Annotated in this window: 21 protein-coding genes; 14 read left to right on the forward strand and 7 right to left on the reverse strand. The window is 50.9% G+C overall.

The genetic code is table 11. The features are described from left to right. Nucleotides 1-448 precede the first annotated feature (448 nt). From KNP88_RS11690 to KNP88_RS11720, 7 genes are all read left to right on the forward strand, one after another. The gene (locus KNP88_RS11690; protein ID WP_251137208.1) at nucleotides 449-1,822 is read left to right on the forward strand and encodes a PepSY-associated TM helix domain-containing protein; all 1,374 of its coding nucleotides are present in this window, start codon (nucleotides 449-451) and stop codon (nucleotides 1,820-1,822) included. Next, nucleotides 1,819-2,271 carry a hypothetical protein gene (locus KNP88_RS11695; RefSeq protein ID WP_214893868.1) on the forward strand — a complete coding sequence of 151 codons (453 nt, stop codon included), beginning with the start codon at nucleotides 1,819-1,821 and terminating at the stop codon, nucleotides 2,269-2,271. Before KNP88_RS11690 ends, KNP88_RS11695 begins: the two co-directional genes overlap by 4 nt. Before the next feature lie 125 nt (nucleotides 2,272-2,396). After that, entirely contained in the window at nucleotides 2,397-3,767 is a 1,371-nt protein-coding gene (locus tag KNP88_RS11700; protein ID WP_214893869.1) for a copper amine oxidase, read from the forward strand. 251 nt (nucleotides 3,768-4,018) lie between these two features. After that, a complete protein-coding gene (locus tag KNP88_RS11705) occupies nucleotides 4,019-4,270 on the forward strand; it encodes a hypothetical protein (protein WP_214893870.1) in 252 nt (83 codons plus the stop codon). A 171-nt stretch (nucleotides 4,271-4,441) separates the two neighbouring features. Further along, nucleotides 4,442-5,500 (forward strand): bifunctional transcriptional activator/DNA repair enzyme AdaA, encoded by a 1,059-nt coding sequence (locus KNP88_RS11710; protein ID WP_214893872.1) that lies wholly within the window; start codon nucleotides 4,442-4,444, stop codon nucleotides 5,498-5,500. Beyond that, on the forward strand, nucleotides 5,487-6,530 hold the full coding sequence (locus KNP88_RS11715; protein ID WP_214893874.1) for a DNA alkylation repair protein: 1,044 nt from the start codon (nucleotides 5,487-5,489) through the stop codon (nucleotides 6,528-6,530). Before KNP88_RS11710 ends, KNP88_RS11715 begins: the two co-directional genes overlap by 14 nt. A gap of 2 nt (nucleotides 6,531-6,532) precedes the next feature. Beyond that, nucleotides 6,533-6,862, forward strand: coding sequence for a hypothetical protein (locus KNP88_RS11720; protein ID WP_214893876.1), 330 nt, complete (start codon nucleotides 6,533-6,535; stop codon nucleotides 6,860-6,862). A 52-nt stretch (nucleotides 6,863-6,914) separates the two neighbouring features. Here the strand turns inward: KNP88_RS11720 and KNP88_RS11725 are convergent, their stop codons facing one another. Together KNP88_RS11725 and KNP88_RS11730 are read right to left on the reverse strand one after the other, a co-directional pair. Continuing rightward, a complete protein-coding gene (locus tag KNP88_RS11725) occupies nucleotides 6,915-7,211 on the reverse strand; it encodes a hypothetical protein (protein ID WP_214893878.1) in 297 nt (98 codons plus the stop codon). A 15-nt stretch (nucleotides 7,212-7,226) separates the two neighbouring features. Continuing rightward, nucleotides 7,227-7,814, reverse strand: coding sequence for a DEAD/DEAH box helicase family protein (locus KNP88_RS11730; RefSeq protein WP_214893880.1), 588 nt, complete (start codon nucleotides 7,812-7,814; stop codon nucleotides 7,227-7,229). Between the two features lie 137 nt (nucleotides 7,815-7,951). On the opposite strand from KNP88_RS11730, the gene KNP88_RS11735 reads away from it, so the two are divergent. Further along, a complete protein-coding gene (locus tag KNP88_RS11735; RefSeq protein ID WP_214893882.1) occupies nucleotides 7,952-8,479 on the forward strand; it encodes an NUMOD4 domain-containing protein in 528 nt (175 codons plus the stop codon). Nucleotides 8,480-8,545: 66 nt separating this feature from the next. Here KNP88_RS11735 and KNP88_RS11740 read toward each other — a convergent pair whose 3' ends face one another. Beyond that, nucleotides 8,546-8,725 carry a hypothetical protein gene (locus tag KNP88_RS11740; protein ID WP_239456898.1) on the reverse strand — a complete coding sequence of 60 codons (180 nt, stop codon included), beginning with the start codon at nucleotides 8,723-8,725 and terminating at the stop codon, nucleotides 8,546-8,548. 165 nt (nucleotides 8,726-8,890) lie between these two features. Here KNP88_RS11740 and KNP88_RS11745 point away from each other — a divergent pair, with 165 nt between their 5' ends. After that, nucleotides 8,891-9,982: a GGDEF domain-containing protein gene (locus KNP88_RS11745; protein WP_214893884.1), complete on the forward strand. Its 1,092-nt coding sequence runs from the start codon at nucleotides 8,891-8,893 to the stop codon at nucleotides 9,980-9,982. 40 nt (nucleotides 9,983-10,022) lie between these two features. Here KNP88_RS11745 and KNP88_RS11750 read toward each other — a convergent pair whose 3' ends face one another. The 3 genes from KNP88_RS11750 to KNP88_RS11760 all read right to left on the reverse strand — a co-directional run bounded on the left by KNP88_RS11750 (nucleotide 10,023) and on the right by KNP88_RS11760 (nucleotide 12,447). Next, on the reverse strand, nucleotides 10,023-11,126 hold the full coding sequence (locus tag KNP88_RS11750; protein ID WP_214893886.1) for a DNA/RNA non-specific endonuclease: 1,104 nt from the start codon (nucleotides 11,124-11,126) through the stop codon (nucleotides 10,023-10,025). A gap of 254 nt (nucleotides 11,127-11,380) precedes the next feature. Next, nucleotides 11,381-11,791, reverse strand: a complete 411-nt coding sequence (locus tag KNP88_RS11755) for an NUDIX hydrolase (protein ID WP_029332442.1) — start codon at nucleotides 11,789-11,791, stop codon at nucleotides 11,381-11,383. Further along, a complete protein-coding gene (locus tag KNP88_RS11760) occupies nucleotides 11,734-12,447 on the reverse strand; it encodes a Type 1 glutamine amidotransferase-like domain-containing protein (protein ID WP_214893887.1) in 714 nt (237 codons plus the stop codon). The genes KNP88_RS11755 and KNP88_RS11760 overlap by 58 nt, the downstream gene beginning before the upstream one ends. A gap of 146 nt (nucleotides 12,448-12,593) precedes the next feature. On the opposite strand from KNP88_RS11760, the gene KNP88_RS11765 reads away from it, so the two are divergent. Then, on the forward strand, nucleotides 12,594-12,968 hold the full coding sequence (locus KNP88_RS11765; RefSeq protein ID WP_214893889.1) for a hypothetical protein: 375 nt from the start codon (nucleotides 12,594-12,596) through the stop codon (nucleotides 12,966-12,968). After that, nucleotides 12,965-13,348: a hypothetical protein gene (locus tag KNP88_RS11770; RefSeq protein ID WP_214893891.1), complete on the forward strand. Its 384-nt coding sequence runs from the start codon at nucleotides 12,965-12,967 to the stop codon at nucleotides 13,346-13,348. The genes KNP88_RS11765 and KNP88_RS11770 overlap by 4 nt, the downstream gene beginning before the upstream one ends. A gap of 35 nt (nucleotides 13,349-13,383) precedes the next feature. On the opposite strand, the gene KNP88_RS11775 is transcribed toward KNP88_RS11770, so the two are convergent. Beyond that, nucleotides 13,384-13,773: a RidA family protein gene (locus tag KNP88_RS11775; RefSeq protein ID WP_214893893.1), complete on the reverse strand. Its 390-nt coding sequence runs from the start codon at nucleotides 13,771-13,773 to the stop codon at nucleotides 13,384-13,386. A gap of 111 nt (nucleotides 13,774-13,884) precedes the next feature. On the opposite strand from KNP88_RS11775, the gene KNP88_RS11780 reads away from it, so the two are divergent. From KNP88_RS11780 to KNP88_RS11790, 3 genes are read left to right on the forward strand one after another with little or no spacing between them, the layout of a single operon-like run. Beyond that, nucleotides 13,885-14,208 carry a nucleoside triphosphate pyrophosphohydrolase gene (locus KNP88_RS11780; RefSeq protein WP_214893895.1) on the forward strand — a complete coding sequence of 108 codons (324 nt, stop codon included), beginning with the start codon at nucleotides 13,885-13,887 and terminating at the stop codon, nucleotides 14,206-14,208. Next, nucleotides 14,205-16,517: a DEAD/DEAH box helicase family protein gene (locus KNP88_RS11785; protein ID WP_214893897.1), complete on the forward strand. Its 2,313-nt coding sequence runs from the start codon at nucleotides 14,205-14,207 to the stop codon at nucleotides 16,515-16,517. The genes KNP88_RS11780 and KNP88_RS11785 overlap by 4 nt, the downstream gene beginning before the upstream one ends. A 54-nt stretch (nucleotides 16,518-16,571) precedes the next feature. Beyond that, nucleotides 16,572-17,057 (forward strand): type II toxin-antitoxin system HicB family antitoxin, encoded by a 486-nt coding sequence (locus KNP88_RS11790; RefSeq protein WP_214893899.1) that lies wholly within the window; start codon nucleotides 16,572-16,574, stop codon nucleotides 17,055-17,057. Nucleotides 17,058-17,111: the final 54 nt, after the last annotated feature.

The raw sequence follows: 17,111 nt of genomic DNA on the forward strand, positions 1-17,111 counted from the left end.
CCGTGACGTTTTTTGCTTTGTCCTCATGCATCATGTCGTCTGAACCGCCTGATGCGAACGCCGCCGTTCCTGGTAATACGAGTGCTGCTGCCATTGCTGATGCTGCGAATTTTTTAGTGTGTTTCATTTGTAATCATCCTTTCAAATTTGGGTTTTATTTTAACCAATCTGGTAATTCGTTTCCTCATCGTTCTGAACAGCATACGCACCCGGATTTCGTTTGGATTTAAAAAAAGCAAAAAAAGTGAAATCTTATTTAAGTCATTTGTGGAATCTATGAAAAAAGACTCCAGTATGTGTGCATTTTCTTCATAGGGACTACGCAGAAACAACACCGGATTGGCAAGAATTCGCCATAGTGTGTTAAAAGTTAGCTTGATGTAACCGCTTATAATTAAAGACGTGTTCACATGTGGGACATATATAGGAAAGAACGGGGGATATGATCATGAAACAACGGAATCAAGCTTCGCGCGTGCAGCAGAGCTGGTACCAATCGATGTGGCGGTGGCATTTTTATGCAGGCATTATTTTTGCACCGATTTTTATCATACTTGCCGTCACAGGATCGATTTACTTATTTAAACCGCAACTGGAGGATATGTTGTACCGTGACATGATCTTCACGGAAGAGACAGGGCAACGTCTGCCGCTCGAAGATCAGATGAAAGCTGTCGCGGACAAATATCCAAAGGCGGGTATTTCTTCGCTTGGTCAGTTTGAGCAACAAGACCGGACGACACGGATTGGCGTGACGTTCAAAGAGGAATCGGGATATGTCTATGTTGATCCATACACGGGTGAAGTGACGGGGAGACGACTCGGGGCAGGACCACTCGGCTTTATTAAAACAATTCATGGGGAATTGTTTGCTGGGAAAGCCGGAAATCTTCTCGTCGAACTTGCAGCGAGCTGGGCAATCATTTTATTGGTCACAGGAACGTATCTCTTTTGGCCACGAGGGAAAACCGGGAGCTTCAAGCGTGTATTTTTCCCGTCCTTCAGACAGAAAAACGGATCACGTAATTTTTGGAAGGGGCTTCATGGTTCAGTTGCCGTCTGGTCGACGATTGGATTACTCGTGATCATCGGTTCCGGACTCGCATGGTCGGGTGTCGCAGGTCAGTGGATCAATACGATTGCGACGAAAGCCAATTCGAACTATCCACAGTTTGCGTACGGACCGGATGAAAGTATGGTGTCAAAAATCGTCACGAAGGACATTGCGACGGATATTCCTTGGGCGACACAAAACGACGTCGTTCCGAGTTCGGGACCAGCCCGACCGTTGACACTGTCTGTGACGGAAGTCGCGGCTGAAGCGAAACAGTTAGGGATGGGACGCCCATATCAAATTACACTTCCACAAGGGGAGACAGGGGTCTATACGTTGTCCTCTCTTCAAAGTGCGCCGACCAAAGAAGCGACGATTAATCTCGATCAATATTCGGGAACGGTCTTATCCAATGTCTCTTATGCAGACTACGGACTCCTCGCGAAGGGCATTACGCTTGGGATTGGGTTTCATGAAGGACGGTTGTTTGGTTTCTTGAATCAACTTGTCGGATTAGCACTGTGTCTAGGATTAATCTTCATCGTCGTCAGTTCATTTGTTCTATGGTGGAAACGCCGAAATGGTGCAGGAAAACTAGTGGCACCAAAACGGGCGAGTGATCAACGCGTGCAAAAAATCGTTGTCGGTTTGATTGTAGTGATCAGTTTGACGATGCCACTCGCGGCACTGTCGGTCATGACGATCCTCGTACTCGATTTCTTGATTTTCACGCGTCGACGTAAAGGAAATAAGGAGGCGGCAGCATGAAGCGGATCGTATTAACAGGTTTATTCGCCAGTAGTATGGTGTTACTGGCCGGCTGTCAGTTCGAGACAAAAGCGGCTGCGCCTGCGATGAAAGTCGGACTTTACGCACCGGAGAAAATCGCAGCAGACACGAACACGACGGTCGCGCTTGAAATTGAGAACCCACAAGCCATCGATCAGGTGCATGTTCAAGTTACGCCAGTAGGAAGTGACGAGACAGAAACGTATATGGCAGAACAGAAACAGGGACATTATGTCAGCAGTATTCCCTTTAAAAAAGCCGGTGTCTATCTCGTCAATGGTATGGTCCATGTCGGTTCGCATGTCTACACACCAAAAGCACTCGTTCAAGTGGGGGATGTGTCAGAAAAAGAGCTCGAGACGGCACAGAGCTTATTGAAACAGGCCGTACCGGCAGGGGAACAGACGGATCATCATGGACATCATTAATGGGAAATAAGGACTTCGCTGCCGAAGTCTTTATTTTTTTGGGAAAAATATTAAAAATCAAAACTATTTGTGAACTTCTTACGTTATCTATGTGTAGTCCAAAAAAATAAAGGGGTGTTTACAAGATGAAAATGAAAAAGTCGTTTCTCGCAGTTCCACTCAGTGCCGCATTGTTGATTCCGGCAGCCGGCGTCAGTGCCCATGGTCATGAAGATCACAGCAAGATGGCCAGCTCCGGAAACATGTCTCTCGATGTCTCCTCACCAGCGTCCGACCTCCGGGCGACACTCGATCAGCTTTTATCGGAACATGCCTACCTCGCAGTCGTTGCAATGCAAAAAGGGATTGATGGGGCGGATGATTTTGATCAAGCAGCAGGTGCACTGAATCAAAATGCCGATGATCTCTCAGCAGCCGTCGGATCAGTTTACGGGGATGAAGGCGGAGAAGCCTTTAAAGAAATTTGGAAAAGTCACATCGGTTACTTCGTCGATTACGTGAAAGCAACAGGGGCAGAAGATGAGGAAGCAAAACAAAAAGCGCTCGATGACCTCGATTCGTACCGCGTCGAACAGGCAGCCTTTTTGGATAAAGCAACGGAAGGGCGATTGAAAGCAGCTGATCTCGAAGGTGGCTTAAAAGTCCACGTCACCCAACTCTTGACGTCGTTCGACAGTTACGTTGCAGGTGATTATGACGCCACGTACAGCAATTTGCGAAAAGCAATCGAGCATATGTACATGGTCGGGGAAGGATTATCGGGAGCAATCGTCGATCAATACCCGGATAAATTTGAAAATACGAAAGTCGATACACCCGCAGCCGATTTACGTGCCGGTCTGAACCACAACTTCTCGGAACACGCGGCACTCGCAATACTTGCGATGCAAAAAGGGATTGAAGGAGCAAAAGACTTTGATGCCGCAGCCGGTGCACTCAGTGAAAACACGGACGACCTGACAGCATCAATCGGTTCGGTCTACGGTAGTGATGCAGCGAAAGAATTCAAAAAAATCTGGTCGAGCCACATCGGCTACTTCGTCGACTATGTCAAAGCAACGGGGGCGGAAGATGAAGACGCACGCGACATGGCCGTCAAAGAGCTCGACGAATATCGCGTCGAACAAGCGGCTTTCCTTGATGCAGCGACGGAAGGTCGCCTGAAGTCAAAAGACCTGGAAGAAGGCTTGAAGATGCACGTTGATCAATTGTTACTCGCCTTCAATAGCTACAATGAAAAAGACTACGATAAAACGTACCCGGCAATTCGTGAAGCTTACGGTCATATGTACGGAGTCGGTGAAGGAACAGCGACAGCAATCGTCGATCAATTCCCGGATAAATTCCAAGGGACGCCAGCAAGCATGCCGAACACAGGTCTTGGTGGAACCGCTGAAACTCAATCGTCAGCCGGTATCTTATGGTCACTGTTCGGAATTGCAGCCGCTTCACTTCTAGGATTTTTTGCACTCCGCGGTCGTCGTGAACAACAATAAGCCGTCTGACGGAGATGACTCAAAAAAGTCGCCTGAAGCGCGTGCGTTCTTTTAGACGAGAGGAGGGTGGCGGATGTAACATCGGCCACCTTTGCCTCTGTAAAGACTGACGTTTAAGTCAGTCGCATTAGATTGCAGCCTCAATGATTTTGAAGGATTCAAGATTCGATTCCTACTCCCGCATTCTTCGGAAAACGAATCTCTGTTAGAGGACGGTCACTAGAATAGAAGTCAGGAAAGGAGGAGGAACAATGAAACGAACCATCGGCGTGGTAGTAGTACTCGTCTTCGTCGTCTTCATCGCTCTCATGACACCAGAACTGCATGCAGTGGCAGTTGAACATCTGTTGCAGGATCCATTGACATCGAGCGAAGTCATCCCGGTCGAAGATCGTGCAGTCGAGCCAGGTATCGTCCCGCGTATCTTACCGTGGATTGTCAGTAGTCTATTGCTCAGTGCCTTCGTGACGTTCCTCCTCCTGCGACGTAAACCAAAGCGTTAAGTGAAAGCACGATCCGTTTCTCAGCCACCTGCGGCTGAAGAGGCGGATTTTTTTGAAGTGGACACGCGTCCGGATCAGACATGATGCAAAAACAAAAACATCGATGCCTGATTTTCGGCGACATCGCGACGAAAGAACTCGGTATACTGAAGGAAAGAAGGAGGCGATTGCATGGAGGACCATCAAACAGAAGAGTATTATGCGGCACTCGTCCGCCGGGATGCGACCTATGAAGGGCGGTTCTTCGTCGGCGTCAAGACGACAGGCATCTTTTGCCGGCCGTCCTGTCCGGCCCGGAAACCGAAACGCGAGAACTGTGAATTTTACGGGACGGCGAAAGAAGCCTTACTCGCTTCGTATCGCCCGTGTCTCCGCTGTAAACCCTTGTCGCACCCCGGTGCGAGTGACATCATCAGCCGTCTTATTGCCGCTGTCGAAGCGACACCGGAAAAACGTTTTAAGGAGGCCGATTTCCGGGAACTTGGACTCGATGCGTCAACGGCGCGCCGCCAATTCAAAAAACGCTTCGGAATGACGTTCGTCGAGTATGCCCGCTCACGTCGGATGGGACTGGCGATGAAAGAAATCCGGACCGGGAAACCGGTCATCGAGGCCCAGCTCGCGGGTGGCTACGAATCGAGCAGCGGCTTTCGGGATGCTTTCGCAAAAATCATGGGTGCGACACCGAAACGCTGGGACGGGACTTACTTGCAGGCGAAATGGCTCGATACGCCACTCGGTCCGATGCTCGCGATTGCAGACGACGCAGCCCTTCATTTGCTTGAATTCGTCGATCGCCGGGGACTGGAACGGGAAATCGAACGGCTCCGTCTCGCGGCACGTGCCGTCATCGTCCCGGGGGAATCAATCATCTTTGAGCAAATCGGACAGGAGCTGACCGACTATTTCGCCGGGACACTGCTTCAGTTCAAGACACCACGTGCCCTCTACGGAACGCCGTTCCAACGCCGCGTCTGGGCCGAGTTGGAGCAAATTCCGTCCGGAGAGACGATTTCCTATCAAGAACTCGCCATCCGGATCGGTAATCCGCTTGCCGTCCGGGCCGTCGCCCGGGCAAATGGTGCCAATCAGCTGGCACTCGTCATTCCGTGTCACCGTGTCATCCGGGCAAACGGGGACCTAGGCGGGTATGCCGGCGGGCTCGCCCGGAAAGCGACATTGCTCGAAACCGAACGACGAAAGGACTTGATTTTACATGGCACTGATTAAAGATGTCTTTTCGGACGACTGGCTCGGCCGCCTGAGTCGGGCGCTGGATGCGCCGCGGTTGCAGCAGGACATCAAACAAGCCGACTGGGAGGAACTCGCCTTCAAACAACGGGTCCGCCGGATTTCGACGTCGCTTGGATCGTATGTGCCACGTGAATTTGATGTGGCAGCGACAGAACTCGAACGGATTGCCCCGGAGTTCACGGGACTCGCCGGGATCGTGTTTCCCGACTATATCGAGCTCTACGGCGACGACTGGGACCGGTCGTTGCTGGCACTCGAACGGCTGACGCCGTATTCGACGGCGGAGTTCGCTGTCCGGCGGTTTTTACTGAGCGACCAAGACCGGTACTTACAACAGGCACTGCTCTGGAGTACGTCGGACGATGAACATGTCCGGCGCCTGGCATCGGAAGGGACACGACCACGGCTGCCGTGGGGACAGGCCATCCCGGCGTTGATTGCCGATCCGCGTCCCGTTCTGCCGCTGCTCGACCGGTTGCTGACCGACGACTCACTTTACGTCCGCAAGAGTGTCGCCAATCACTTGAACGACATCACGAAGACGCACCCGGAACTTGTGATTGAACGACTCGATCAGCTCGGGACCGATCCCCGTGTGGACTGGGTGTTGCGTCACGCTTCACGGACGTTGCTCAAACAAGGACACCCGGACGTCCTAAAGGCATTTGGTCTCGTGACACGCGGCACGGTCACAGTCGATGATTTGACGATGACACCGTCGCTGCCGATCGGAGGCGAGCTGTCGTTTACATTTAGCCTCACGACGACGGAACCGCAAGTCCTGCGGATTGAATATGCGATTGACTATGTCAAACAGCGGGGAATGAGTCAAAAGGTCTTTCGGATTAGTGAACGACAGGTGGCTGGACGGGAGACGTTTACAAAACGGCAATCGTTTCGGAACTTGACGACACGCGTCCACTATCCGGGGACGCATCGTGTGACCATCTTGATTAATGGGCAAGCTTACGCAACGGCAACGTTTGACGTGACAGGGGAGGAATGAAGATGAACGGACGCCATCCGGACTTTACGACGTCCCGCTTACACATCGAAGCGATGGATACGACAGACGGCTGTGTTTGGACATTGGAGCTGCGGGACGAGCACCAACAGGTTGCGACGATGCAGTTAGCCGGTCAGCAACTCAGCTATGACGCAATCGATCCGTCTGACGCCGCCGGCTACGTTGAAGAAGCCTTGAGAGTCATCACGGCGTATTTGGCACGGGCATTATTGTTACCGTCCGTGACGGGCAACGACGGGGAAGGCGCTGTCTGGGAGAAGAGTGGATTTGAGAGAACGGATGATGGATTTTTGTTAGCCTTGACGCACTAAATGAAAAAGAGGACAATCCGCGTCGCAGACTGCGAACGGCTTGTCCTCTTTTTTAAGGTTCCGAGATGCCGTTCGCAAGCAGCAGGAGATAAACCCAAATCACGAGCGGGAGCAACAGCATCAGAGTGGCAAGCAGGCTGAAGGTCTTGATGACGGTGTTTTTCAACCGGAGCGCGATCAGGAGTGAGATCACATAGCCGACGCCGACGAGCGAATACAGACTGATCGGGACCCAAAGGCTCATATTCGGGAACGTCCGTCCGTTCAGCCCGAAGAACAGTAGGATGCTGGCGATCAAGAGGATGAAGGTCAGGATCAGTGAACGGTATTCCTTCGGTTGTGACGTCAAACGGCATTCTCCTCTCTATTTTTGACCGACGGGGTTATAAGACCAGCTGAAGCGGGCGCAGATTGCTTCGGCACTCTCTGCGGCAGAGCGTCCTTCCGTATCCAGGCGAAGGTAGTTCGGATACGGAAGTTCTCCTGGCAGGGAGGACGTCCGGTAGCCGTCTGCCGTCTCGAGCAAGTCGTTTTCGGAAGCGGCGAGATCCCGTTTCGTAAACTTATGGGCAAGCCGGTTTTCCGTCTTGTTCCGCGTGAGACGTGTTGCGACAGAGGCTTCGAGTTCGACGATATAGACGTCGGCACCGGCCTCTTCAAACAATGCGACCGTTTCCTCAATGAACTCAATCCCTCCGCCTTCGACCCCGAACAGGCAGAGGAACGTGAAGAGGACACCTTCGAGATCGCTGACCGCCATCTCTTTGAACATCTCCCGGCGGATTAAGTCTTTCAGTCTGTGATGGGCGGGCTTTGAAAAATCAAAATAGGGCAACAACAAATCAATCGTCTGATGGTTATGGAATAACTTCATCCCGGTCAACCGTTCCAGTTCCTGACCGATCGTCATCTTTCCGACGGCCTGAGGACCGAGCAGCAAAACAAATTTCATCGAAAGACCCCGTTTCCTTTTTTTGTTAGATTACCACACCCGTTCAGCACGTTGTAATTAGAACGTTTGTTCGCTTTGTAGTATAATGGGAGTAAGAACTGTTGGCGTTTTAGGACCGAATGGAGGTCATTGCTCATATGGAACATTGGAAGATGGTACAAGGATATGAAGGGAGTTATCAAGTGTCGACGTCGGGAAATGTTCGTTCGCTCGACCGGATTGTCGAGACGAGCCGTGGCGTCAAACAGCGGCGCACGGGTGTCGTCCTGCGCCCGCGCATCAATCAGGAGGGTTACCGGAAAGTGACGTTGTATCAGCATGGACGCGGTGAACGGTTTTACGTCGGTGAACTTGTCGCACGGGCGTTTCTTGACCCGACCGCCTGTCAGGAGCGTCTCGTGCGGGCAGACGCTGACCGGTTGAACGACCAGATTGATAATCTGTCCGTCAAGCCTTCACCGAGTCAAGCCTATGCTTCCTTGCTCGCTGAATTCGATTTGCTGTTGACGGACCATGTCGAATTGTCGGCGTGGCAGATTCGGGAAATCCGGCGGCGCTACCGGGCGGGCGAAGCATCGATTCGAAAGCTTGCGCTCGTGTACGGGGTGACTGAAAACCGGGTCCGCAATATCATCGATAAGAAAGAGGCGCGGTATGTCATGTAGGCAAAAGGAAAGGGCAGTCCGAAGAAAATCGGTCTGCCCTTTTGGTTGAAAAAAAGTAAGGTGTCGTTAGCCGGCAAGTGGTAAGTACGGCGTGATTTGGCTCACCGTCAGTTGGAGGAGCTGTTGCGTTTCCTCTTTCGGTTCAGACGTGACGTAGATGATTAACGCAGCGGCGACGATTAAAAAGATGACGATGACGAGCCCGATGAAGAAAGGCATTTTACTTTTTCGTTTTTCTTCGTTCATGTCCACAGGTAGTTCCCCCTTTTACGAATTAACAGATGCGTCTGTCATAATGATTCCCTTTTAAGAAAATGGAAAACCTGCGAAACGGCTAGAAAAAGGGTTCCGGTAAGACGATAAAGAAGATATAGACAGAAAAAGCTATTTTTTGAAGGGATGTCGATCGTCGTGTTGAGTCAGTTCAACCAGTTTCTATTAAACTTTTCCCTTTTGATTACGTCCCTGCTGTTCGCCTTCTTACCGATGCGCAACATCAAACGCATTTCACCGCACTCCTCAATCCGGATCCGGCTTGCCGTCGGATTGATCGCGAGTATAATCGGGGCACTGCTCGTCTTAAACAGTATCTCCTACGACGGGGCAAAAATTGACTTACGACTCGTCGCGCTCGTCACGGCGTATTATTACGGCGGCTGGATCAGCGGCGCATTGACGACGGTCGCCGTCATCGGGGCCCGCTTTCTCGTCACGCCACCCGGTGTCTACCAAGGTTTGATTCTCGCGACGCTGATTTGTCTTGCTTTACTCGTCACGGCAAGTATTTACCGTCGCTTTGCTGCCCAGACGTTCAAAGACTACCTTGTCCTACTGAGCATCGGGATCGGCTACAGCTTACCGGCCCTGTATTTGTTGACGGATACGTTCATTCGGTTTTTCGAGATGTCATTCGTCTACATCATCTTCAATCTCCTCGGAGGGTACGTGACGTTTCGTTTCCTGCAGGAGTTACGGAAACATTTCCAGTTCGTCCAAGCCCAGCAGGAGCTTGCCTTGACGGACAGTCTGACGAATCTCGCCAATCGGCGGAAACTGGATGAGACGTTAGCCGACTATGACAAACACGGGTATGCCTTCTCGGTCCTGATCGTCGATATCGACTTTTTCAAGTCGGTCAATGACGAATATGGACATGATGGCGGGGATGTCGTCTTACGGCAACTCAGTCATCTGTTGACGACGTTTTGTCCGGAAACGGGACTCGTCACACGTTATGGCGGCGAGGAATTCGTCGTCGTCCTGCCGGATATCTCGCACCGTGAAGCGGAGCAACTCGGGGAACGGATTCGGACGGCGTGCGCCGATCAACACTTCATCTTCAAACCGTATCCGGCTTTCCATGTCACGCTTTCGATGGGTGTCGCATCGTCTGATCAAGCCAAGACGGCGTTCGAAGTCGTCCAAAAAGCCGATCAGGCGCTGTATCAGGCAAAACAGACGGGGCGCAACAAAGTCGTCGGTTATGATGTGACACATAATTAAAAAAAAGGCGGCTCCACGGAGCCTGCCTTTTTTCGTGCTGTCATTCACCGACCATGCCGTCGTTATCGTTGTCCCGCATGTACGGATAGAGCCAGTGGTCACTCCGGATCGGCATGCTGAAACCGGCATCCTTCGCTTCCTGGATTGTGACTTGTCCGTTTCCGTTCGTGTCGACGCTTGAGACGTCACCGCCTGTTTCCGGCGTCGTGCTTGGTGTCGAAGCGGCAGGCGTTTTCGCCTTCGGTTCAGCTTTTGGTGTTGCCTTTGGCGCTGCCTTTGGTTCAGCCTTCGGTTTACTTTCCGGACTCTCGGTCAGACCGAGCGACGCGTTGACGCCATCCGGGTTGACGTTATCGAACTTGTCGACGATGACGTTGCCTTTGATTGTGTACGTGTACTGATAACTCGAAGGAATTTGCGTTTTCGTCGTTTCATAGCGGATGATCGCTTCGAAATTCGTCGCACCACCGGCTTTACGGATAGTATCTTCCATGTACGCTTGATCGCCGTGGCGATTGAGCGTACTGTCCTGCGGCGTGATATTGTAGGCGTTCGAGACACCGCCAAGCGAATCGGCGATGACATGTCCTTCATCGAGATCACGGTGTTCGACACCCGGAACCTTCGCTTCGTCATGATAGTAGCGACCGGCTGACGTCACGTCTTCCGTTTTATCATTTTGTAAGGTGATTTTTTTGGCGATGACTTTGACGAGTTGTCCATGCTTGTTCGTAAATGCCCAGTATTCACGGTCCCCGAACCCGATATCGACGACGACGTTCGCCTGACGGTCTCCGGACTGGTCGCCGCCATCGACTTGAATCTGTTTGTATCCGGCGAACGGATCATTGCTGGACGCCGTGACCGAGGGCTTGTCTTCTGTTTCTTTTTGATCCGTTGTCGTGTCTGATTTTTTTTCGGTCGTCTCTTTCGCGACCGGCTCTGCAGGAGGCGTCTCCTGTTTCGCGTCTTCTTTAACGATGTCCGCTGTCGGTTCTTTGACGTCGCTCGTCTGCGGCGTCTCTTCTTTTGGAGCACGTTCCTCCGTCTTCGTGTCCGTCGAAGAAACCGTCTCCTCGTCGCTCGCACATCCCGTCAGTAACAGGGCCGCTAGCGGTAATGCAAGGTACATTCGTTTTTTCATGCCGCACTCCTTTCACTTAAGCACACCCGTCTGTTTTCTCAACATCCCTGAAGCTGGCGCTAAGCTGATTTTCAATATATAACAATCTTAATATATATTTGGGTGCGATTAAACAAATATGTAAATTTACTTAAGGAATGACGACGTCAACCTCGTGACGTGATGCAATCAAGGGAGTTGCATTTCAGGCAAAAGACAATCTGTCCTGGTGGGCAAGACAACAAAAAAACACGCCACAGCACGGTGACGTGTTCTCAGATTGAGACGAGTTGCGGGAAAATCTGGTGGCGCTCAAACTCACTCAGGATGTTCGGTGCAATCTGTTTCCGGACGCATGCTTCGTCAGCCCAAAGATAGGCGTCGTGTTCGTCCGATAAGCTGACAGCATCGGTTTCCGCCGTACAGAAATAGACGACTAAGATGACTTGGCGGTCCGGGTGGGTCAGGAAGCTTGAGGCATACGCGATCCGGTCGACTGTGACCGTCAAACCGGTCTCTTCCCGGATTTCGCGCAGCAGACTCGCTTCCGGGTGTTCTCCGAAATCAACTTTGCCGCCCGGGCATTCCCAGGTCCCGCCACCTGAGTCGGCAGCGGCGCGCTGGACGATTAACATTTGGTTGTCGTACCGGATGATGCCTTTGACGGCGGTGACGATGGTTGGCATGTGTGTTCCTCCGTTCGCTTGAGCACGACAGGCAGGGGGCCTTCCTGTTGGACGAGTTGATTGTTTTTGAGGTAGATTCCTGTCCGTTCCGGTAAACCATAGCCGGACTGGCTTTCAGTCATAGTGAATGCCTGGTGTAAATTCGCAGCTTCATCCCAAGCGTCATAATGGACGGAGAGGACGGCATCCGGTAAGAGGCCGAGTCCTTCAAGGACTAAGTCCCGACCGTCCCGCTGGTCAATCGCCGGTATCCGGCACTCGTCCGGTGCGAGTAATGCCCCGGCAGAAAAACCAGCGACCGGGACACCAGACTGATACCGTTCTTGGATGACGGCGCCGATTGGTGTGTGAACGATGAACTGTTGATACCGCTCCGTTTCACCACCGGCGATGATGATCCCGGCGCTTTGTTTCAGCGTCGCAAGCTGAGACAAGGTCGGATGCCCGGAGAGCGGGAAGTGGAAAAAGTCCGTCTTCCCGTGCGCTTCGAGCGGACCGGTCAAGACGGGGGCGTAGGACATCCATGACGTACCTTCGCGCGGGACGTACAGTAAAGCGATGGGACCGGCCGATGCGCAAACGCTCGCGAAACGACGGGCGAGTCCTTCCGTAAACGGTGGACCACCGCCGAATAAGAAGAGATGTTGATTGGTCATGGGAAAGACCTCCTTCAAAAAAAGTATTCTTTTATCGTATTAGAAATGTACGACAAAGGGTACCTGTTTATTTTTTGTGATAGGTAGAAAACGGAAAATGAATTACAATGGGAATACCAGGGAAAGTACAGCGAGGAGAGCTGGATATGAACCAAAAGCAGATAAATCGATTTCGCTACCGGGAGTCCGGGATGGGGCAAGGGCAAACGTTTTTCTGGACTAGGGCGACCGGGGAATTGCGATACGAAGAGGACGGACGGGTAGAACCTAAAATCCAGCGGCTCTCGTTAAAGCAACAAACGGTGCTTGAACAACGGTTGACGCAAGCAAAGGTAGCCGACTGGAAACCGATTTATGAGACGGAGTGGCTGATTCTCGACGGGACGGACTGGGAAATCAGTTGGAGCGGTCCAAGTGGAGACGGGGCATCTCGCGGCAGTAATGCCTTTCCGGAAGAGTGGGATGTGCTGCGGGACTGGCTCTATGGAGAATGTACAGAAAGCGGGGAGGAAACGAGATGAAAAAAGGGCTGGTCGGACTGATCGTCCTAATCGGGTACACGGTTCCGTTCGTTTATTTTGCATTATTGGAAGATTTCAAAACGGGAACGTTACTTGGTTATTTGCTGTTACTGGTCATGTTTACGGCACTCGCCTTTGTCGGACAACGTTTTAGTCATCTGTTGTTTGTAGTTTTCGGCAATCTCGTGTCTTATTTCGTCTCGGTTTATTTTGCGGGACAGAGGAACGACTTCGGCTGGGACGGGTATTTTAAACCGCTGACAGCAGAACAACTGATTCTGTTTGTCAGTCTGTTGATGCTCATTCCGCAGTTAATTGCGGTGGTCGTCGCGATGTCGCGGGAAGCGAAACGACGGATGAAAAAACGAATGACAGAATAAAAAACACGCCACCAACAGTGACGTGTTGCAAGGCATTAGACTAATCCTAAAATCTCGACTTCGACCAAAGCACCTTTAGGCAACTCTTTGACAGCGATACATGAACGGGCCGGGAAATGGTTGTGTGGAGCAAAGTAATCCGAGTAGACATCATTAAAGGCAGCAAAATGATCCATGCTCGTTAAGTAACAGGTTGTCTTGACGACACGGTCCGGTGTCAGACCCGCTTCTTTTAAGATCGCATCGACGTTTTTCATGACCTGTTCCGTCTGTTCAGCAATGCCACCGGCGACCAGTTCACCGGTTGCCGGGTCAATCGGAATCTGACCGGAGGCATAGAACGTACCGTTGGCAATGAAACCTTGGGAATAGGGACCGATGGCAGCGGGTGCCTGGTCTGTGTTGATTTTTTTGAATGCGTTCATGATAAAACCTCCTATGATTTTGGATAGTGAATAGGGATATGGCGTGCGATTTACGATCAACTGTAGGATAATTTTGACAACGTTACTATTACATACAAGGAGTGAAGCAAAATGCCTCTTTATCATAAGTTAGTCCGAGACGAAATTCCAACCATCATTGCGAAAACCGGAAAACAGGCGACGTTCCGTACGCTTGAGCCGAAAGAGTTTTTAGTGGAAGCAAAACGAAAGCTCCATGAGGAAGTCGCGGAATATGAAGCTGCGGTGACGGACGCGGATGCAGTCGAGGAGCTGGCTGACCTGCTGGAACTGATTCAGGCACTAGCGAAGACGCATGGAACGACAGTCGAAGAACTGGAAGCCGTCCGACAGGCGAAACAGCAAAAGCGAGGCGGCTTTGAAGAACGGCTTTATCTTGTCGAGGTAGAAGATTGATTCCGGAAGCGAAGCTGACGACACACCATTTATATGACTCACTCGTCGATGCCATCGATCAGGCGGAGGAAGTCTATATCGTCGCAGCGTTTGCCCAGAAGTCAGGCGTCGCCTTGCTCGTCCCGGCGTTTCGGCGCGCTTTGCAACGGGGCGCCGAGATTCGGCTGTTGATTGGCGACTATCTACATATCACCGATCCAGAAGCACTGGCGCAGTTGATTGCGCTTGACGGGTTATCGGTCCGCTTTTATCGGTCAGGCGGACGCTCCTTTCATCCAAAGGCGTATCTGTTTCGAAACGCGGAGACCGGCTTATCGATCGTCGGCTCGTCGAACATCTCGAACAGTGCGCTTCGGTCCGGTATCGAATGGAACGTCCATCTACCACAAGCTGTCGCTCCACAGATCCTTGATGACGCAATTGATGCCTTCATGGATCTTTACCTCAGTGAGTCGGCAGAAGAACTGAATCCGGTCGTCTTAGAAGCCTATCGTCAAGCGTACGCTTCACGGCAATATGTGGCGGAACCGGAAGTCGAATATGACGAAGGGACCGTCGTCGTTGCTCCGGAAATCCTGCCACACCGGGTGCAGGAAGAAGCGCTGCACGCGTTACGGGAAACGATGGAGGAAGGACGGACACGTGCGTTGACGGTGCTCGCGACAGGCTTAGGAAAGACTTACCTTAGTGCATTTTTTGCGGGAGACTTTACCCGGGTCCTGTTCCTGGCACATCAAAAAGAACTGTTAATACAGGCCGAGCGTTCGTTTCAAAAAGTCAATCCGGCGTGGCAGACCGGCTTTTATATCGGCAGTGACCGGACCGTCACAGAGACGACGGAAATCGTCTTCGCGTCCGTCCAGACGCTGGCACAAAAGCGTCACTTGGAGCGCTTTACACCCGACCAGTTTGATCTCATCATTGTTGACGAGTTCCATCACGCGGCAGCGACGAGTTATCGGAAGATCATCGATCATTTCACGCCCCGTTTCCTGCTCGGTCTGACGGCGACACCAGACCGAATGGACGGTGCCGATGTCTATGCGATCTGTCACCATAACGTGGCTTTCCAGATGCACTTCACGGCAGCGATTGCTGAAGGGTTTTTGACGCCGTTTCATTATTACGGTATTCATGACACGATCGACTATTCCCAGATTCGACGAATCGGTCGGACCTATGATGCGTCGCAGCTCGAGCATCGACAACTTGATCGAGAGGTCGCGGATAATATCTATCATTCATGGGAGAAATGTCGGCAAACGAAGACAATCGGCTTTTGTTCGTCGATCAAGCAGGCGGAATATCTGGCGCAAGTCTTCCGGGATAAAGGAACGACGGCGTTTGCACTGACAGGACAGACGACCAATCGTACGCAGTACATGCGAGCGTTCGAGCAAGGAGAGATTGACGTCCTCTTTACCGTCGATTTATTCAACGAAGGTGTTGATATTCCGAAAGTCGATACACTCTTGTTCTGTCGTCCGACGGAATCAGTAGCCATCTACACGCAGCAAATCGGACGCGGCTTACGTTTGGCACAAGACAAATCGCATTGCGTCATCATCGACTTGATTGGGAACTATCATAACGTCGAGACGAAACTGAAACTGCTTGGGACAATGAAAGAATCATTCAAACGTGGGGAGACGGAACCGATTACGCCACCGCCAGGCTGTGTGATTGAGTTCGATACGCGAGCACTAGAATTGATTCATCGACTGCGGCAACCAAGTCAGCGGAAGTTGCGGCTGATCGAACAATACGAACAACTCAAATATGAGCTCGGTCGTCGGCCATCGTATGTTGAGATTGGGGAGTATGCAGCAATTCCGCAAGGCTATAAACAGGAATGGGGCTCTTACGTTGGTTTCTTGAAGGAACAACAGGAATTGTCTCAAGAAGAAGTCGTGGTGTACGACGCAAATCGGGAACTGATTGAACAGGTCGAGAAGACACAGATGAATCGAAGTTACAAGATGGTCGTCTTGCTGGCGATGCTCGAGCGGGGAGAAGAACGCTGGATGGAGCCGATTACGGCAGCTGAAGTCGCACCATTCTTTTATGAGTATTTGCATGCGGAGAAGTATCGGGAGTTGAAGGATGCGCAAACGGCGGAGTTAAAAGGACCGTTTGATGCAACTAAAGTAGAAAGACTGTTAAAGAAAATGCCATTTTCAAAGATGGGGAAGCCATTTGCATTTGATGGTGATGTATTATCAATCGAATGGCAGACGTCAGGGAAGGAGCTATTTAACGTCATAAATGACATAGTTCATTTCCGACTGCACATGTATTTTTCGAATTAATGGATTAGACACGCTGTGAGCTGAATATAAGAAGAATCAAGGGAGAGAACATGAATGGCAATATATAAGTATTATGCGGTACTGACGAAAATAGAAGATGATGAAAGATATGCTGATGGGTATTATGTTTCTTTTCCAGATTTAGATAATGTATTCACATATGGAGAGACGTATGAACATGCACTATTCATGGCAAAAGATGCTCTCGAATTAATGTTAGAGAGTATGTTGACGCATGGTGAATCGTTTAATACGCCATCTACACTACAGCAGTTAAATCTTAAGGATTCGAAAGAAGTTCATATCGAATTGATTGAAGTGGATGTAGAACCGCGACCCGATTCAAAATTAGCGACACCAGACTCTTATTTATTGAAGTATGTGGATGCGAGAAATAAAGACGTTGCGATTGGTTTAGATAGTAAATGTTTGATGGAGTCTATTACTCGCGTACTGGATGCAGGTGGAACAATCATTTCTCTAGCAGATTACGATATAGATGAAGATGAGGTGTTTTATACAGGGCGAATCGTAAATTGACACTGACATAAGATGAATGGAAATATAACTAATCGGTTCATAAATCAAATAAGA

The organism is Exiguobacterium sp. H66 (assembly GCF_018618705.1).
GTDB lineage: Bacteria > Bacillota > Bacilli > Exiguobacteriales > Exiguobacteriaceae > Exiguobacterium_A > Exiguobacterium_A oxidotolerans.

Coding starts and splice junctions, on each gene's coding strand:
- KNP88_RS11690 (WP_251137208.1), top strand. CDS start 449: ATGAAACAACGGAATCAAGCTTCGCGCGTGCAGCAGAGCTGGTACCAA.
- KNP88_RS11695 (WP_214893868.1), top strand. CDS start 1,819: ATGAAGCGGATCGTATTAACAGGTTTATTCGCCAGTAGTATGGTGTTA.
- KNP88_RS11700 (WP_214893869.1), top strand. CDS start 2,397: ATGAAAATGAAAAAGTCGTTTCTCGCAGTTCCACTCAGTGCCGCATTG.
- KNP88_RS11705 (WP_214893870.1), top strand. CDS start 4,019: ATGAAACGAACCATCGGCGTGGTAGTAGTACTCGTCTTCGTCGTCTTC.
- KNP88_RS11710 (WP_214893872.1), top strand. CDS start 4,442: ATGGAGGACCATCAAACAGAAGAGTATTATGCGGCACTCGTCCGCCGG.
- KNP88_RS11715 (WP_214893874.1), top strand. CDS start 5,487: ATGGCACTGATTAAAGATGTCTTTTCGGACGACTGGCTCGGCCGCCTG.
- KNP88_RS11720 (WP_214893876.1), top strand. CDS start 6,533: ATGAACGGACGCCATCCGGACTTTACGACGTCCCGCTTACACATCGAA.
- KNP88_RS11730 (WP_214893880.1), bottom strand. CDS start 7,814: ATGAAATTTGTTTTGCTGCTCGGTCCTCAGGCCGTCGGAAAGATGACG.
- KNP88_RS11735 (WP_214893882.1), top strand. CDS start 7,952: ATGGAACATTGGAAGATGGTACAAGGATATGAAGGGAGTTATCAAGTG.
- KNP88_RS11740 (WP_239456898.1), bottom strand. CDS start 8,725: ATGAACGAAGAAAAACGAAAAAGTAAAATGCCTTTCTTCATCGGGCTC.
- KNP88_RS11750 (WP_214893886.1), bottom strand. CDS start 11,126: ATGAAAAAACGAATGTACCTTGCATTACCGCTAGCGGCCCTGTTACTG.
- KNP88_RS11755 (WP_029332442.1), bottom strand. CDS start 11,791: ATGCCAACCATCGTCACCGCCGTCAAAGGCATCATCCGGTACGACAAC.
- KNP88_RS11760 (WP_214893887.1), bottom strand. CDS start 12,447: ATGACCAATCAACATCTCTTCTTATTCGGCGGTGGTCCACCGTTTACG.
- KNP88_RS11765 (WP_214893889.1), top strand. CDS start 12,594: ATGAACCAAAAGCAGATAAATCGATTTCGCTACCGGGAGTCCGGGATG.
- KNP88_RS11770 (WP_214893891.1), top strand. CDS start 12,965: ATGAAAAAAGGGCTGGTCGGACTGATCGTCCTAATCGGGTACACGGTT.
- KNP88_RS11775 (WP_214893893.1), bottom strand. CDS start 13,773: ATGAACGCATTCAAAAAAATCAACACAGACCAGGCACCCGCTGCCATC.
- KNP88_RS11780 (WP_214893895.1), top strand. CDS start 13,885: ATGCCTCTTTATCATAAGTTAGTCCGAGACGAAATTCCAACCATCATT.
- KNP88_RS11790 (WP_214893899.1), top strand. CDS start 16,572: ATGGCAATATATAAGTATTATGCGGTACTGACGAAAATAGAAGATGAT.